General features: G+C 69.4%; 16 protein-coding genes. 6 read left to right on the forward strand and 10 right to left on the reverse strand.

Going from position 1 to position 15,574, the window contains the following annotated elements; translation table 11 throughout:
* Positions 1–272: 272 nt before the first annotated feature.
* The 4 genes from ACFWQC_RS20380 to ACFWQC_RS20395 all read right to left on the reverse strand — a co-directional run bounded on the left by ACFWQC_RS20380 (position 273) and on the right by ACFWQC_RS20395 (position 2,978).
* Entirely contained in the window at positions 273–1,397 is a 1,125-nt protein-coding gene (locus ACFWQC_RS20380) for an endonuclease/exonuclease/phosphatase family protein (RefSeq protein ID WP_378682007.1), read from the reverse strand.
* 9 nt (positions 1,398–1,406) lie between these two features.
* Positions 1,407–2,156 carry a VOC family protein gene (locus ACFWQC_RS20385; RefSeq protein WP_378682010.1) on the reverse strand — a complete coding sequence of 250 codons (750 nt, stop codon included), beginning with the start codon at positions 2,154–2,156 and terminating at the stop codon, positions 1,407–1,409.
* Positions 2,157–2,252: 96 nt separating this feature from the next.
* The gene (locus ACFWQC_RS20390) at positions 2,253–2,528 is read right to left on the reverse strand and encodes a Fe-S cluster assembly protein HesB (protein ID WP_355021400.1); all 276 of its coding nucleotides are present in this window, start codon (positions 2,526–2,528) and stop codon (positions 2,253–2,255) included.
* A gap of 84 nt (positions 2,529–2,612) precedes the next feature.
* On the reverse strand, positions 2,613–2,978 hold the full coding sequence (locus ACFWQC_RS20395) for an MmcQ/YjbR family DNA-binding protein (RefSeq protein ID WP_378682013.1): 366 nt from the start codon (positions 2,976–2,978) through the stop codon (positions 2,613–2,615).
* 112 nt (positions 2,979–3,090) lie between these two features.
* On the opposite strand from ACFWQC_RS20395, the gene ACFWQC_RS20400 reads away from it, so the two are divergent.
* Positions 3,091–3,525 (forward strand): SPW repeat protein, encoded by a 435-nt coding sequence (locus ACFWQC_RS20400; protein ID WP_355021404.1) that lies wholly within the window; start codon positions 3,091–3,093, stop codon positions 3,523–3,525.
* A 65-nt stretch (positions 3,526–3,590) separates the two neighbouring features.
* On the opposite strand, the gene ACFWQC_RS20405 is transcribed toward ACFWQC_RS20400, so the two are convergent.
* On the reverse strand, positions 3,591–4,013 hold the full coding sequence (locus tag ACFWQC_RS20405) for a PPOX class F420-dependent oxidoreductase (protein WP_378682016.1): 423 nt from the start codon (positions 4,011–4,013) through the stop codon (positions 3,591–3,593).
* Between the two features lie 150 nt (positions 4,014–4,163).
* Between ACFWQC_RS20405 and ACFWQC_RS20410 the strand changes: the two genes are divergently transcribed.
* Positions 4,164–5,582, forward strand: coding sequence for an aminopeptidase (locus ACFWQC_RS20410; RefSeq protein WP_378682019.1), 1,419 nt, complete (start codon positions 4,164–4,166; stop codon positions 5,580–5,582).
* Positions 5,583–5,651: 69 nt separating this feature from the next.
* Here the strand turns inward: ACFWQC_RS20410 and ACFWQC_RS20415 are convergent, their stop codons facing one another.
* The gene (locus ACFWQC_RS20415; RefSeq protein ID WP_378682022.1) at positions 5,652–6,002 is read right to left on the reverse strand and encodes a DoxX family protein; all 351 of its coding nucleotides are present in this window, start codon (positions 6,000–6,002) and stop codon (positions 5,652–5,654) included.
* Between the two features lie 129 nt (positions 6,003–6,131).
* On the opposite strand from ACFWQC_RS20415, the gene ACFWQC_RS20420 reads away from it, so the two are divergent.
* The 3 genes from ACFWQC_RS20420 to ACFWQC_RS20430 are packed head-to-tail and all read left to right on the forward strand — an operon-like array spanning position 6,132 to position 8,694.
* Positions 6,132–6,494 (forward strand): winged helix-turn-helix transcriptional regulator, encoded by a 363-nt coding sequence (locus tag ACFWQC_RS20420; RefSeq protein ID WP_378682025.1) that lies wholly within the window; start codon positions 6,132–6,134, stop codon positions 6,492–6,494.
* 39 nt (positions 6,495–6,533) lie between these two features.
* Entirely contained in the window at positions 6,534–7,772 is a 1,239-nt protein-coding gene (locus ACFWQC_RS20425) for an MFS transporter (RefSeq protein ID WP_378682028.1), read from the forward strand.
* Between the two features lie 43 nt (positions 7,773–7,815).
* Positions 7,816–8,694 (forward strand): LLM class F420-dependent oxidoreductase, encoded by an 879-nt coding sequence (locus tag ACFWQC_RS20430; RefSeq protein WP_378682031.1) that lies wholly within the window; start codon positions 7,816–7,818, stop codon positions 8,692–8,694.
* A gap of 7 nt (positions 8,695–8,701) precedes the next feature.
* Here the strand turns inward: ACFWQC_RS20430 and ACFWQC_RS20435 are convergent, their stop codons facing one another.
* The 4 genes from ACFWQC_RS20435 to ACFWQC_RS20450 are packed head-to-tail and all read right to left on the reverse strand — an operon-like array spanning position 8,702 to position 14,769.
* Positions 8,702–10,201: an acyl-CoA carboxylase subunit beta gene (locus tag ACFWQC_RS20435; protein ID WP_378682034.1), complete on the reverse strand. Its 1,500-nt coding sequence runs from the start codon at positions 10,199–10,201 to the stop codon at positions 8,702–8,704.
* Entirely contained in the window at positions 10,198–12,018 is a 1,821-nt protein-coding gene (locus ACFWQC_RS20440) for an alkyl/aryl-sulfatase (RefSeq protein WP_378682037.1), read from the reverse strand. Before ACFWQC_RS20440 ends, ACFWQC_RS20435 begins: the two co-directional genes overlap by 4 nt.
* Positions 12,015–13,202 carry an acyl-CoA dehydrogenase family protein gene (locus ACFWQC_RS20445; protein ID WP_378682040.1) on the reverse strand — a complete coding sequence of 396 codons (1,188 nt, stop codon included), beginning with the start codon at positions 13,200–13,202 and terminating at the stop codon, positions 12,015–12,017. The genes ACFWQC_RS20440 and ACFWQC_RS20445 overlap by 4 nt, the downstream gene beginning before the upstream one ends.
* A gap of 1 nt (position 13,203) precedes the next feature.
* Positions 13,204–14,769 (reverse strand): class I adenylate-forming enzyme family protein, encoded by a 1,566-nt coding sequence (locus ACFWQC_RS20450; RefSeq protein WP_378682043.1) that lies wholly within the window; start codon positions 14,767–14,769, stop codon positions 13,204–13,206.
* Positions 14,770–14,878: 109 nt separating this feature from the next.
* Here ACFWQC_RS20450 and ACFWQC_RS20455 point away from each other — a divergent pair, with 109 nt between their 5' ends.
* Entirely contained in the window at positions 14,879–15,484 is a 606-nt protein-coding gene (locus ACFWQC_RS20455) for a TetR/AcrR family transcriptional regulator (protein WP_378682046.1), read from the forward strand.
* The last annotated feature ends 90 nt before the right edge of the window (positions 15,485–15,574 follow it).

Below are 15,574 nucleotides of genomic sequence, written 5' to 3' on the forward strand. Positions count from 1 at the left end.
GCCACAGCCGAGGCCCGCAACCACCGCCCGGACGCCCGCCTTCAGCGCATCTTCAGGCTGCGGGCCGCCTTCTCAGGAAACACGTCAGGGTTGCAGCCACCACGGGCTGGTGTAGGCGATGCCCAGATCGTTGCAGGGATGGCCCTCAGGACCCGGGCGCAGCACCTGCAGGTGCCTGCTCATCGACCGAAGAGTCCCGTGCTGCTGTCCGTGTCCGAGGCACATGGCGCCTATTTCACGCAGATCCCAACGGCGTACGGGAAGCTTTCAGATCACAGGTCGGTGAAGTCGGCGTAGAGACAGGCGTGGTCGGAGGCCGCGTGCTGCTCCGCGGTCAGCGTCGGGAACAGGTCCCACGGATCCTTGGTCCGCGGCCCGTGCCACACGCCCTTGCGGAAGACGCCGCCACCGGTCTGCTTCGCGCGCAGTGCGGGGGAGAGGAGCAGATAGTCGATCTTGGCGTCCTCGTTGCCGGAACCGTACGTTCCGCGTCGGTGGTTCCAGTCCCAGTTCGCGTGTTCGCTCGCGTCAGCGAGCCCGTCGACCGAGAGCAGGGGCGCAAGCGACTCGCTGGCGGGGGAGTCGTTGAGGTCGCCGGCGACGCAGACGTGCTCGATCCCCTCCTCGAGCAGTCCCCGGTAGATCTCCGCGACCCGCTTCGCCTGCCGGCCGCGGCGCTTGGCGCCCAGCGGGTCGCCCTTCTCGGAATAGCCCTTGGACTTGAAGTGGTTGGCGAGGACCACGATCCGCGCGCCGCTGGGAGCGTCGAGGTGATACTCGCAGCAGTCGCGGGAGAAGACCACGCCCTCCTCGTCGCGGTCGAAGATGTGGGTGCGCAGCTGCACCAGGCGGTAGCCGTCGCCGACCATCACGCCGACGTCGATCCCGCGCTCGTCGTTGCCCTCCACGACCATCACCTGCTCGTACGCCTCGGCACCGACCTCCGGCAGCAGCGTCTGGGAGAACATGTGCAGCCCCGGCCGGTCATCGGCCTCGACTACCACCGCGACCTCGGCCCGCAGCTCGGCGAAGACGCGCGCGGTGTTCTCGGTGGCGACCTCGTCGACGGCGGTGGTCTTGAGCTCGACGAACCCGACCCAGTCGTTGCGCCCCTGCGCGACCAGCTGCACCGGCCCCGAGCGCGGGCGTTTGAGCAGCTTGCCGCGCATCTTCCGCAGCCGCGCGAACTCGCCCTCGTCGCTCTTCAGAAGCCCCAGCTTCTCGAGGTTGTCCAGGATCTCCTGCTCATCACCCTGATAGCTGGGCTGGGCGAGAAGGGTGGAGGCGCGGGAGTGAGCGGTCAGGACCGCTCGCCGCGTCGTGGCATCGGCCTCTTCGGGGTCCATCGCCTTCGGCCGCGCGAAGAGGTTCTCGACATTGAACGATGCGAGGCGCATATCCCCAGGCTAGGCCACCCGACCGGTCACCGGGTCGCGATCGGTCAGGCAGTAGATCTGACCGTATGGAGCACGCATCACCGTCCACCACTCGAAGACGCCGACCGTGTCGGCGCCGAGCGCCTCGTGGCGGCAGGTCTCCGAGGCTCGGTTGGCGACCGCGAGGTCGGGATGCGCCCCGACCTCACCGTCCTCGTCCTCGAGCCGCTGCAGGAGGATCCGGAGGCCGCCGTGCGGATCGGGGTCGGCGAGGCGTACGAACTCGGGGGTCTTGGCCGGCTCGGGAGTGCGCCCGGTGACCGCGGCCCAGAAGGCGACCTCTTCCTCCCAGCGGGAGCGAGGGATGTCGATGCACACCTGGTCGAGCACCCGTTCCGGCTCCGAGCGCGCGAAGCGCGGCTGAGTTCCCTCGCCGAGCGTGTGGCAGAAGAGCATGCCGCCGGGTGAGCGCATCACCGGAACCCCGTCGTACGTCCATGCCGGGCTCGCTCCCTGCGACACCGACTGCTCCACCGCTGCCTTACGATCGGCGGCATCGAGATCGACGTGGATCCGTGGCTCGCCGTCGTCGAGAGCCTGCATCTTCAGCCAGGAGTCGCCCGTCTGCGGCACGAGCGTGACGAACTGGCCGTCCTCGCCCCTCGGCGGTGATAGGGCCCATCCTGTCGCTGCCGACCAGAATCCGACCGCCTCCTCCCATCGTTCCCGAGGGACGTCGAGGAAGAGGTGGAACCAGGCGGGCGCGCCGGTGGTGCTCATGTCCGCGACCCTACGCGCGCGGCTAGGCGGATGTGGTCGAAAATGACGTACGCCGGGGTGCACCGCGACTGCGGCACACCCCGGCGTAGCACGGGATCAACCCTGCAGAGAGATCCCGAACTGCACGTTGCCGGAGTCGTCCATCCCGGCGTCGAGGACCTTGTCGTCGAGCTCGGCGGCAGCGCCCTGGTCGAGGAAGACCCGCGCACCCTCCTGCTCGATGACCTGGTCCTCCGCCTCGGCGGTCGGGACGAGAGCGGCGCTCAATGCGCCGTCCGGTTCTGCGTTGGAGGCGAGCCGGAGGCCGGCGCCCTGGGACTGCTCGGAGATCGAGCGGACGATGGTGGTGGCGTTCTCGGTCAGCTGAAGCATGTCGAGATCTTCCATGGTTGGGTACGGAGTACCCGCTCCACCATTCCTCACAGATCGGCCTCATTCAAGCCCGGCATGCCGGGCTCAGGCGTCCCAGCCCTCCGGGCGGAGCTTCTTCGGGAGCTTCGAGACGACCGTGGCGTACGACTCGTCGACCGCCTCCAGGATCTCCTCGTCCGGGATCGATCCGCCCCAGGCGACGTCGTTCCAGCCCGAGCGGCCGATGTAGCCGGTGACGGTCACGTCGTCGGGATAGCGCAGCAGCCACTCGTCGGCGATCTCCCGGGACGGCCCGCACTTCAGCCCCACTTTCGCGGCCCCGAGGAACGCGAAGATCTTGCCGCGCTCGCCGGGCCCGACCTTGATCACGGGGTGCTCGTGGTCCCACGGGTTGTCCGGCCAGGCTCCCGGTTTGGTGAGGCAGTAGCCCTGCAGCGACGTGACGTCCATGGCGACCATATTGCCACCGCTCGAGGAGGGTTCATTGCGTCCAAGCGGGCCTAGAATGAGTGCCAGAGACAGTCGTTGCCTCTGGCATTTGGGCTAAGGAGGTGAACAAAAAATGTCGTCTGAAAACCTGTCTATCCAGGAACATCCCGACATCGCGGCACTCCGGGACCGGTTCGATCTGACCGGCTCGTCCGCCACCGCTCAGGTGGTCGACGGTGTCACGATGATGGCCGGTCTCTATCTGGCCATATCGCCGTGGGTCGTGGGCTTCAACACCACGGCATCACCACTGATGGTCAGCAACCTGATCATCGGTCTCGCTGTCGCTCTGCTGGCGCTCGGTTTCGCTTCGGCGTTCGGCCGCACACACGGTCTGGCCTGGACCGTCCCGCTCATGGGTGCATGGGCGATCGTCTCGCCGTGGCTCATGAACGGCGTCGACACCACAACTGGAATGATCGCCTCCAACGTCATCGTCGGAGCCGTCATCATGCTGTGCGGACTCGGTGCGTCCGGGTTCGGCACGTTGTTCAATCCGCGTAGGTGAGCCCCGCGGAAACCGTCACCGACCGGCCGAGCGAGGAGCGCTCGGCCGGCCCTCCGGCCGCCGGATCAGCCGATGTCCGCGCCGTAGACCTTCGTGACCGCGATGGTGATCAGTACGCGGCGGTCCGTGACCATCACGTCGCGGTACTCGTCCCAGTCGGGGTGCTCGCCGGCGCCGCGCCGGTAGTAGTCGACGAGCGCGTCGACCTCTGGGCTGTCGAGGGAGGCGCCGGGCCCGGTCAGGGTGACCGTGCCCTCGGCCGTCGCCCAGGACCGCCCTCCCGGACCGTCGACCTCGATCGCCGCGCGCGGGTCGCGGCGGAGGTTCTTGGTCTTCACCAGCCCCTCGCGGGTGGAGATCAGGATCTCGCTGCGCTCGCGGTCGTAGAACTGCCACACGGGTGAGAGCTGTGGCAGGCCGTTGGCCTTGATCGTGGCCAGGATCCCGTGGCGGGTGGTGGCCAGCAGCTCGTGTGCGTCGAACGTCATGGTGAAGCGCCTCCTCGGCGGGCGTCGCCCGTGTGGTCGTTGCCTTCTAGAAGGCCACCGGACACGACTTCCTTCCCGGTTCCTAATTCAGAGGTGCGCCACGCGCCGGTCGGCTAGGTTGCCGAGGACCCGCACCGAAGGAGACCCCACATGCGTGCATTGATCGGCCGGATTCTGGTGGCGATGGGGCTGGTATCCCTGCTCCTCGTCACACCCGCCAGCCCCGCGACAGCCGCCGAGGACGACATCCTCGACCGCCTGCTCGCCATCGAGGGCGTCAGCCTGATCCAGGAGAAGCCCGTCCAGGGCTACCGCTACTTCGTCCTGAACTTCACCCAGCCGGTCGACCACCGGCGGCCCCATGGTGAGACCTTCCAGCAGCGGTTCACCGTGCTGCACAAGGACACTGCCCGCCCCACCGTGTTCCAGACCAGCGGCTACAACGTCTCGACCAACCCAGGCCGCAGCGAGCCGACCCGCATCATCGACGGCAACCAGGTCTCGATGGAATACCGGTTCTTCACCCCGTCGCGGCCCGACCCGGCCGACTGGGACGACCTCGACATCTGGCAGGCCGCCAGCGACCAGCACGCCATCTTCAAGGCGCTCAAGCCGATCTACTCCGCCAACTGGCTCGCCACCGGTGGCTCCAAGGGCGGCATGACCGCCACCTACTTCGAGCGGTTCTACCCCCGAGACATGGACGGCATCGTCGCCTACGTCGCGCCGAACGACGTGGTCAACCGCGAGGACTCCGCCTACGACGAGTTCTTCGCCACCGTCGGCACCGAGGACTGCCGCGACCGGCTCAACGGCGTCCAGCGCGAGGCGCTCGTCCGCCGCGAGGCGCTGAAGGCGACCTACGCCGACCTCGCCGAGACCGAGGGCTACACCTTCGACACCGTGGGCAGCCTGGACGCTGCGTACGAGATGGTGGTGCTCGACTACGTCTGGGCCTTCTGGCAGTACGCCGGCACCGCCGAGTGCTCGAACATCCCCGCCGATGCGGCAACCGCCGGCGACCAGGCGATCTGGGACTCGATCAACTACTACTCGGGCTTCAGCTTCTACACCGACCAGGGCCTGAGCCCCTACACGCCTTACTACTACCAGGCGGGCACCGAGCTCGGTGCCCCGACGATCGGCTTCCCGCACATCGAGGACGAGCTGATCCGATACGGCTACGCGCCGCCGCGCAGCTTCGTGCCGCGCGAGATCGACATGCGGTTCGACCCGTCCGCGATGCGTGACGTCGACTCCTGGGTGCGCAAGCACGCCAACCAGATGCTCTTCGTCTACGGCGAGGCCGACCCGTGGGGTGCCGAGCGCTTCCGCCCGGGTGTACGGGCCACGGACTCCTACGTCTTCACCGCGCCGGGGATGAACCACGGCGCCAACGTAGCCGGCCTGGTCGCCGACGAGCGTGAGCTCGCCACCGCCCGGATCCTGGAGTGGGCCGGCGTCGCGACCGCCACGGTCGAGGCCGACGCGTCGAAGGCGAAGCCGCTGGCCACCTACGACGCGAAGCTCGACAAGCGTGACCTCAGGCGCGAGCCGACGCTGCGCTGATCGTGATCAAGACCGGCGGCGCTATGCCCCTGAAACCTCAGGCGCATAGCGCCGTCAGCGTCCCTGGGGTCAGAGCGACAGCACCCGCAAGACGAGGGCAGCGGCGGAGACGACCGCGAGTGCGACCGTGGGCACCGAGCCCTTGGCGTCGCCGGCACGCAGGTGGGTGATGATGGCGCCGATGAAGTAGAGCGCGAGCGCACCCGCGGCTGCGACACCGAGGATGCCGACCCAGTTGCCCACGACCAGGCCGATGGCGCCGAGCACGAGCAGCGTACCGAGAACGGGCACGTACCTGGCCGCGACGCCGAGCCCGCCCAGCTGCTCGACCATGGCTGGCTGCCTGGTCACCTTGATCGTCCCGGACACCAGGCAGGCGAGAGCAAGCAGGGACGAGACGACGATGTACGCGATGAACACGCGTGTACTCCTTTGGGTGGCCCGCTCCAGCGGGCGATCTCGAGGCAGGCCGATCAGCCGCCAACCGCAGAGTCTGTGGGACCGTGACGCCACCTTGCAACTGAGGCATTAGCAACTTACGCTGAGTAAGTGACCATTCATGACGTGCAGGTCGACGAGAGCTCCTGCGCCATCTTCCAGCGCACCCTCGAGCGCGTCGGGCAGCGCTGGTCCGGCGCGATCCTCTTCGCCGCCGTGGGCGGCGCCCGACGCTTCGGGGAGTACCGTCGCGCGGTCGAAGGCATCTCCGACCGGATGCTCGCCCTGCGCCTCAAGGAGCTCGAGAGCGACGGCTTCATCGTGCGTGAGGTCATCCCGTCGACACCAGTGCAGGTCCTCTACCGGCCGACCCCGGCCGGAGCCGAGCTCATCGCCGCCCTCCAGCCGCTGGGGGAGTGGGGTCAGAAGCACATCGCGGAGCTGTCCGAGCAGGAGACGAACGCCAGGGCCTGACAGTCGCGGCGTCCGTGGCGACTACTAGGGTAAAGCTGCGTGAGCGACGAGGCGATGCGGCTGCCGGCCTTCGTCCGGTATTGGACCGCCTCCACGACGGGTTCGTTCGGCTCCGCCGTCTCGACCGTCGCGGTTCAGGTGCTCGTCGTCCAGGTGCTCGTCGCTACGCCCGCGGAGGTGGGCATCGTCAATGCGGCCAGAGTGCTGCCGTACGCCTTCTTGGGGGTCTTCGCCGGCGTCCTGATCGACCGGGTGCGGCGCAAGCCGCTGCTGGTCTGGTCGAATGCGGCGCAGGCGGTCGCGTTGCTCGCCATCCCGGTGCTCTGGCTGGCTGACGCGCTCTCGCTGCCGCTTCTGGCCGCGGTGCTCTTCGTGGTCGGATCGCTCTCGGTCCTCGAGATCGCGGCTCGCCAGGCGCTCCTGCCTCGACTGGTGCCGAGGAGCGCGCTGCTCTCGGCGAATGCTCGCATCGACCAGGGCGACACCGTCGCGGCGACCTCCGGGCCGGCTCTGGGTGGCGGGATGGTCGCCGTCATCGGGGCGCCGTTCACCGTCCTTGCTGATGCGCTCACCTGCGCTCTCGGCGCGGTCCTGAACGCGCGCGTACGCGTCGCTGAGCCGGCACTGCCACGCCGGCCGAGCACGCCCGCCGAGGTGGTGGGCGACATCGCCGACGGCGCGCGTTTCGTCTACCACCATCGCACCATCGCCCCGCACGCGATCTCCACCCACGTCTGGTTCGTCGGCAATGCCATGGCGATGACGGCGTTCGCGCCGTTCGCGCTTCGCGAGATGGGGCTCGGCGCGGTGGCGTACGGCGTCGTCCTGGCGTTCACCGGTGTCGGCGGCCTGCTCGGATCGCTGCTCGCCGTGCGGGCCGGGCGCCGTCTCGGTGCGGGCGGTGCGACACTGCTCGGCTTCGTGGTCGCGCCGGTGGCGTGGGGGAGCTCAGCGCTGGCGCCACCCACCGTCGCCGGCATCGTGCTGCTCGGTGCCGCTCAGGTACTGGCCGGGTTCGGGATGGGCGTCGGGAACGCAAACTCGCTGGGTTACCGGCAGTCCGTGACCCCGGATGACCTGCAGGGGCGGATGAACGCGACCATCCGGTCCGCCAACCGCACCTGCGCGGTGGTGGGCGCGCTGGCCGGTGGGCTGGTGGCGCAGCTCCTGGGGCTCCGCCTGGCCCTGTGGGTGGCCGTGGCGCTCTTCGTCGTCGCGGTTGTGGTCGTTGCCGGCTCGCCGTTACGTACGGCCCGTCACGATTCCCGTTCTGTCTGAGCGCTATGTCTTCGAGCGCGCTCGAAGACATAGCGTCTGAGGTATGGATCTTGGACTCCACTATTTCTCGTTCACCCACCCCGAGTGGGAGACCACGCTGGCCGACAAGCTGACCGAGACGGCCCGCATCGCGGACGAGGGCGGCATCGACCTGTTCACCGTCATGGACCACTGGTTCCAGATGGAGCAGGCCGGCGGCCCCTTCGAGCCGATGCTCGAGGGCTACACCACGCTGGGCTACCTGGCCGGGATCACCGACAACGTGCGTCTCAGCCTGCTCGTCACCGGAGTGACCTACCGCCACCCAGGACTGCTCGCGAAGATCGTCACCACCTTGGACCGGCTCTCCGGTGGCCGCGCGCTGCTGGGCATCGGGGCGGCGTGGTACGAGCGCGAGCACCAGGGGCTCGGCGTGCCCTACCCGTCGACCGCCGAGCGGTTCGAGCGCCTGGAGGAGACCCTGGAGATCTGCCGCCAGATGTGGTCGGAGAACGACGGCGCCTACGAGGGCAAGCACTACCAGCTCGCCGAGACGATCTCGCTCCCGCAGCCGGTCAACGGGACGGTCCCGGTCCTGATCGGCGGGGGAGGCGAGAAGAAGACGCTCCGCCTGGTCGCCAAGTACGGACAGGGCACCAACCTCTTCGGCGCTGCGAGCCCCGAGGCGGTCGAGACCGTCAGGCACAAGCTCGAGGTGCTGCGCGGACACTGCGACGACCTCGGCACCGACTACGACGCGATCGAGAAGACCATGCTCTTCCAGGGACCCTCGGTCGAGGACCCGGACGCCTTCCTGAAGTCGATGGAGGAGTACGCCGCCCTGGGCATCACGCTCGTCGGCCTCATGCCCACGCCGTACGTCGACCCGGTTCCCTGGGCCACCGCGGCTGTTGACCTGGTGCCGCGGCTGAAGTCGATCTGACGTCGGGCTACCGCGCGCGGCGCAGCGTGGCGGCGATGACCGTGCGGGTCTCGGCGGGGTCGATGACGTCGTCGATCTCGAACATCCGTGCGGCGTTGAGGGCGCTGGCCTGCTTGCGGTACTCCTCGGTGAGCGCGGCGACCCGCTCCTCACGCTCGGTCTCGGGCATCTCGGCGAGCTCGGCGGCCATGGCGAGGCGTACCGCTCCTTCCAGGCCCATCGGACCGAGGTGGGCGTCGGGCCACGCGACGGTGAGCAGCGGACGGTGGGTGCTGCCGCCGAGCATCGCCTGCGCGCCGAGCCCGTAGCCGCGGCGCAGGATCACCCCGACCAGCGGGGTCGACAGCTGCGCACCGGCGACGACCAGCCGGGACGCGTGACGGACGAGGCCGCCACGTTCGGCCTCCGGGCCGACCATGAAACCCGGCGTGTCGACCAGCGAGACAACCGGGAGGCCCCAGCGCTGGCAGAGCGCGAGGAAGTCTGCGGCCTTGACCGACGCGTCGCTGGTGAGGGCGCCGGCAAGGTGGGTCGACTGGTTGGCGATCACGCCGACAGCGATCCCGTCGATCCTCGCCAGCGCTGTCACCAGCTCGGGTGCGTACGCCTCACGGAGCCAGGTCACCGAGTCGATGTCGGCGAGGGCTTCAGCGACCGGACGTACGTCGAAGGCCTCGCGGTCGTTGTGGGGGAGGAGCGTCCGCAGATCGGTCTGGTCGCCGGCCTCGCCGCCGTCGGCGCTGGGTTCGAGGTAGGAGAGGATGCTGCGTACGGCCTCGACGGCTGCCGCCTCGTCCTCGACGAGCAGGTCGATGACGCCGTTGGCGGTCTGGTCCTTGACCGGCCCGATCTCCTCGGGTGCGAAGCTGCCGAGCCCGCCACCGGCGATCATCGCCGGCCCGGCCATGCCGAGGTTGGCGTCCGGGGTGGCGATGCGGAGGTCGGCACAGCCGGCCAGGACCGCGTTGCCTGCGAAGCAGCGTCCGGAGACGACGGCGATCCGCGGTACGACGCCCTCGAGCTCGCCCCAGAGCGCGAACGAGCCGACGTCGAGCGCGGAGACCAGCGGGATGTCCGTGTCGCCGGGACGACCGCCGCCGCCCTCGGTGAAGAAGACCGACGGCAGCCGCATCCGCCCGACGACCTCGATCAGCCGGTCCGACTTGCGATGCCCGCGCATGCCTTGGGTGCCGGCCATCACCAGGTAGTCGTAGGACAGCACCGCGCACGGCTTCCCGGCGACGGTGGCAGTCCCGCCGACGATCCCGTCGGCGGGCGTCTCGACGACAAGATCGGCCAGGTCACGGCGGCGTTCCTGGGCGGCGGTGATGAACCTCCCGTACTCGACGAACGAGCCCGGATCGACGAGATCGGCGATGTTCTCCCGAGCCGTACGCCGTCCCTTGGCGTGCCACCGGGCGACCTTGTCGGCTCGCGCCGCGTCGGTCGTCAGGAAGCGGCGGGCGTGGAGCTCGGTCAGACCCGTGGCAGGCGTGTCGTCGGTCACGCGGTCACGATAGGGAATGCCGGTTCGGGTGCCTCGAGCACCCCCAGCAGCCGCTGGAGCACGCCGAGGTCACCGGAGTGCTCGATCCCGTCGAGACTCCGCGTGCCCAGCAGCCCGGCGAGCTGCCGTCGGGCGAGTGTCAGGGTGAGGCCCGCGGCCGGGTCCGGGAGGCTGTCGCGCCGCTGTACGAGCACTCCGTTGTGCAGTCGGGTGTGCCACCAGCCGCCCTCGGGGGTGTCGTCGTGATCGGTGAGGTGCCAGTCGATGCGCAGATCGAGGTCCCACGCACGGGGGCCGTCGACGCGGATCGCCAAGGAGTCGAGCAACTGCGAGACGGTGAGGGCGGCGAGCAGGCCGCGTCCACCACCGCGGGGCGCCGCCATCGGTCCGTCGACGAGCTCCCGGGCGCCGGTGAGGTAGATGTTGCGCCAGGTGGCGTTCTCCGCCCCGTGACCGAGCCGTGTGTACGCCGCGGCCAGGAGCTCACGGGCCGACTGCTCTCCCGGAAAGGCGAAGACGACGTGGTTGAGCAGCGTGACCGCGAACCGCAGGTCATCGGTCTCCCCGGTGGCGAGGATCTCGCGGGCCCGGGCCGCCGCGGCACCGGCGCCACCGAGCAGCCGCACCCAGCGGGTCGCCTCCTCTCGGGGAGGCAGCTCCCACAGGTGGGCCGGGTTGGCGTCGTACCAGCCCAGATAGCGCTGGTAGATGCCCTTCACGTTGTGGCTCAGCGAGCCGTAGTAGCCGCGCGTCGACGGCTGCGCGTCGAGGGCCGGCGGCAGGACCAGCTCCTCGGCGATCTCCTTCGGCGTCAGGCCGCGGTTGATGAGACGTACGGTCTGGTCGTGCAGGTAGGCATAGACGTCACGCTGCCCGGCGAGGAACGCCTCGATCCGCTCCGCTCCCCAGGTCGGCCAGTGATGGGTCGCGAACGCGACATCGGAGCGCGAGGCGAACAGATCGATCGCCTCGGTGAGATAGCGCGCCCACAGCCGGGCGTCGCGCACCTCGGCCCCGCGCAGGGCGATGATGTTGTGCAGGGAGTGCACGGCGTTCTCGGCCAGAAGCAGCGCCCGCTGACCGGGGAGGTAGATGTTCATCTCCGCCGGCGCCTCGCTTCCCGGAGTGAGCTGGAACTCCAGCTCCACGCCGTCGATGACGCGCCTCTCCCCGGTGCGGGTGATCGAGTCGGTCGGCTCTGCCAGCCCGATGGTCCCGGAGGCGAGCCGGGGACCGAGACCGCAGCCCACGTGTCCGTCCGGCGCGACCGGCAGCCGGCTGCCGTACATGAAGCCCGACCGCCTGCCCATCGCCGGCCCGACGTAGACGTTCTCCGAGACCGCGTGCTCCAGGAATCCCTCCGGCGCCATGACCGGTACGTCATCATCCGCCGCCGCGAGCACGGCTGCAATGCCGCCGAAGTGATCGGCATGGGGATGGGTCAGCACCACCCCGGTGACCGGCCGGTCCCCGCGGTGCTCGCGGTAGAGCCGCAGCGCGGCGGCCGCGGTCTCGGCCGTGGTGAGGGTGTCGATGACGATGATCCCGCGCTCGCCCTCGACGATCGTGAGGTTGGCGAGGTCGAGGCCGCGGACCTGGTAGATGCCGCCAGTCACCTCGAACAGGCCCTGCAGCGAGGTGAGCCGGCTGTGCTGCCACAGCCCGGCGTGTGCGGTGGCGGGCGCGGGGGAGTCGAGGAAGGCGTCGGCGTCGGCGTCGAACGCGACGGTGCCGTCGGCCCTGGTCACGACGCCGGGCTTCAGCGCGGCGATGAACCCGCGGTGGGCGTCGGCCTCCTCCTGGTGGAGGTCGGTCATGATGCCCCCAGCGACTTCACGAGATCGCGGATGACGCCGTTGCGCTGGATCTCCGAGGAGCCGGTCAGCACCCGGAACATCCGCAGCCGCCGCCAGATCACCTCGATCTCCGCGCCACGGATCATGCCGGCCTTGCCGTGCAGCTGCAGCGCCGCGTCCGCGATCTCGAAGGACCGCTCCGCCACGAACAGCTTGCACATGAACGATTCGATGCGCGGACGCTTGCCCGCGTCCAGGTCTGCCAGGGCGTCATAGGTCATCGACCGAGCGGCGTAGTAGTCGGTGGCCATGTCGGCGAGCCGATGCTGGATCGCCTGCTTCTCCAGCAGCAGCCCGTCGAAGACGGTGCGGTGCGCGGCGAAGTCGAGTGCCAGCGCGAGCGCGCGGCGGGCGGCACCGAGCGCGGTCGGGCAGTGCAGCAGGCGGTTGGCGGTGACCCGCCCGAGCGCGATCCGCAGCCCCTGGCCGATCTCGCCGAGCAGGTTCTCCTGCGGCACGAAGCAGTCCTCGAGCACGACGTCGCTCTCGATGTTCTGCCCCGACAGCGGCAGGTCGCCGGGCAGCACCCGGCAGCCGGGGGAGTCGAGGTCGACGAAGAACGCGGCGTACGACTCCTCCTCGCCGGCCATCCGGGCCACCAGGATCGCGAAGTCGGCGAAGGTGCCGCCGGTGCTGAACACCTTCCGACCGCTGACCAGGAAGCCGCCGGAGGTGGGCGTGGCCGTGGTCCGCATCCGGCGTACGTCGGACCCCGCGTCGTCCTCGGTCATCGAGAAGCAGCACGCACGCTCGCCGCGGACGACCGGCATCAGGTACTTCTCGACCTGGTGCTCGCTCGCGTGCTCGAAGATGGCGCCGACCCGCAGCGGGCCGCCCATGTCACCGAGCACACTGGTGGCGAGCTGGCGACCGGACGCACCGATCTCCTCCTTGAGGGCAGCGAGCTCGGTGAAGCTCAGTCCCTGTCCACCGAGCGACTCGGGCAGGTGGATGCCGTAGAAGCCGAGCTCACGGCTGCGCTGCCAGACCGGTTCCAGCATCGAGCGGTCCAGCGGCGTCTCCGGGCCCAGGCCGAGCCCGCGCTCATAGTCGGCGAGCTCGCCCTCGAGGTATTCGCGCAGCCGGGTCACCAGCTCGTCGAGGCGCGGGTTGTCGGGGTAGGACGGGGTGAGGGAGAAAGTCATCTCAGCCGACCTTCCGCTCGGTGCCGGCCCAGTCGCGCTCCCGTAGCGCCCGCCGGTCGACCTTGCCGTTGCGGTTGAGGGGGAGCGCGTCGGCGAACTCGATGATCCGGGGCACCTTCACCCCCGAGAGACGCGTGCGGCAGAAGTCGCGCAGCTCCTCCTCGGTCGCGGTGATGCCGGCGGCGAGGGAGACGTACGCCTTCACGGTCTCGCCCCACTTCTCGCTGGGCACGCCGACGACGCAGGCCTCGCTGACGGCCGGGTGCTCGTAGAGCGCTGCCTCGACCTCGGAGCAGTAGACGTTGTAGCCGCCCGAGATGATCATGTCTTTCTTCCGGTCCACGATGAAGACGAACCCGTCCTCGCGGATCCGGCCCAGGTCGCCGGTGTGCACCCAGCCGTCCCGGAAGGTCTCGGCGGTCGCCTCGGGTGCGTGGAAGTACTCCCGGACGCAGTCCGGACCGCGCGCCACGATCTCGCCGATCTCGCCGGCGGGCAGCGGGTTGTGGTCGTCGTCGACCACGATCACCTCGGTGTCGTAGACCGGGCGGCCGCAGGAGAGCAGCAGCTCCGGGTCCTCTTCGATGCCGCGGACGACGTCCTCGGAGCTGAGGAAGGTGATCGCGCTGGTCGTCTCACCCTGCCCGTAGCCCTGGTTGACCACCGGGCCGAATGCCTCGACGGCCTCGCGCAGCCGCGCCGGGCTGACCGGGGCGCCGCCGACGGTGATGCTCTGCAGCGCGGAGAGGTCGCGCTCGCGCAGAGTGGGGGAGGCGAGGACCAGGTTGAGCATGACCGGCACGACGAATGTGTGGGTGACCCGCTCGCGCTCGAGGGTGTCGAGGTAGGCCTCGACCTCGAAGGCCGGCAGCACGACCACGGCCGCGCCGCGGAAGAAGCAGCCGAGGATCACCATGCCGCTGGCGTGGGTGATCGGTCCGGGGGCGAGATAGACGGCCTCGGCGGAGAGCGAGCCGTAGGGGTTCATCGCCAGCTTGCGCATGTTGGCCAGCCGGTTTCCGACGGTCTGGACCGCCGCCTTCAGGGTGCCGGTGGAGCCGGAGGTGAAGTTGAGGACCGCCGCAGCGTCCTCGTCGACGTCGACGGCGACCGGGTCTGTGGAGCCGTCGGCGAGCAGGGCCTCGTACGCCGTCGTGCCGGGGTCCGGGACGATGCCGTTGTCGAGGTCGACGACGAGAGCGTCCAGGCTGTGGGCGTCGATGATCTTGCGGACCAGCTCGAGGTGGGTGCCGCCGGTGAAGACGACCCTCACGGCCGCGTCGAGAAGTACGTGCTCGACCTCGGCGGCGGCGAGTCGGGCGCTGATCGGGACTCGGAGCGCGCCGACCTTGCAGATCGCCATCTCTGCGACGACCAGCTCGCCCCTGTTGGTGGCGAGGGTGGCGACGGGAGTGCCCGGCGTGCAGCCGCGGGCGATGAGGGCGGCGGCGAGCCGGTTGGTGTCGTCCTCGAGCTGGCGGTAGGTCCATCGGTCGGCGCCGGAGACCAGGGCGGTGGCGTCGGGGGTGAAGGTCGCGGTGCGGGTGAGATAGCTGCCGAGATTCACGGATGCCCTCCTGGTTGTCGGGTTCGCTGCTGTGAGCGCGGTCACCGAGATAATAGACACAGTGTCCAGAACCAGTCCAGCTGTTCGGCAAAGTGCTAGAACAGTGCCCATGACCGTGGTTGAGGACCGGCGCAGCCGGCGAACGCGAGGAGCGCTTCGTGATGCGCTCGTCTCCTTGGTGCTCGAGCGTGGCTACGCCGCGGTGACGGTGGAGGACATCGTCGCTGCGGCCGACGTCGGCAGGGCGACCTTCTACACGCACTTCAAGGACAAGGAGGCGCTCTATGACCACGTGGTGTCATCGGTCCTCCTGGACCTGAAGGAGCGACTGGCCGAGGTGCTGGCCCCTGAGGACGCCGGATTCACGGGAGAGCCGGTGGCCGAGGTGTTCCGGCATGCGATCGAGCAGCCTGATGCGTACCGGATGATCCTGCGGGGCGAGGGGGACGGGCGCGGCCGGCGCGCGTTCGAGGACGCCTGGAGCACCACTGCCCACGAGACGTTCACGGCGCGAGTGAAGGCACATGCCGTGCGCCCGCGGGTGGATCTTCAGGTGCTGGCGCGGGCGTGGGTCGGTGAGCAGATGGCCGTGCTGCTGTGGTGGCTGGACGCCCCGGAGCCGCGGCCGGCCACCGACCAGGTCGTCGAGACGCTCGTCGAGCTGTCCCGCCGCGGACGCTTCTGGGCGACGGGATTCGATCCGGACGCGCGCTGACTGCGGCACTGATGTGGACACGGTGTCTTGTGTGGTGCGGGTCACTGACCCTACAGTCGGACGTGATGACCGTTACTAGACGCTCTGTCT

This window comes from Nocardioides sp. NPDC058538 (assembly GCF_042719275.1).
Classification (GTDB): Bacteria; Actinomycetota; Actinomycetes; order Propionibacteriales; family Nocardioidaceae; genus Nocardioides.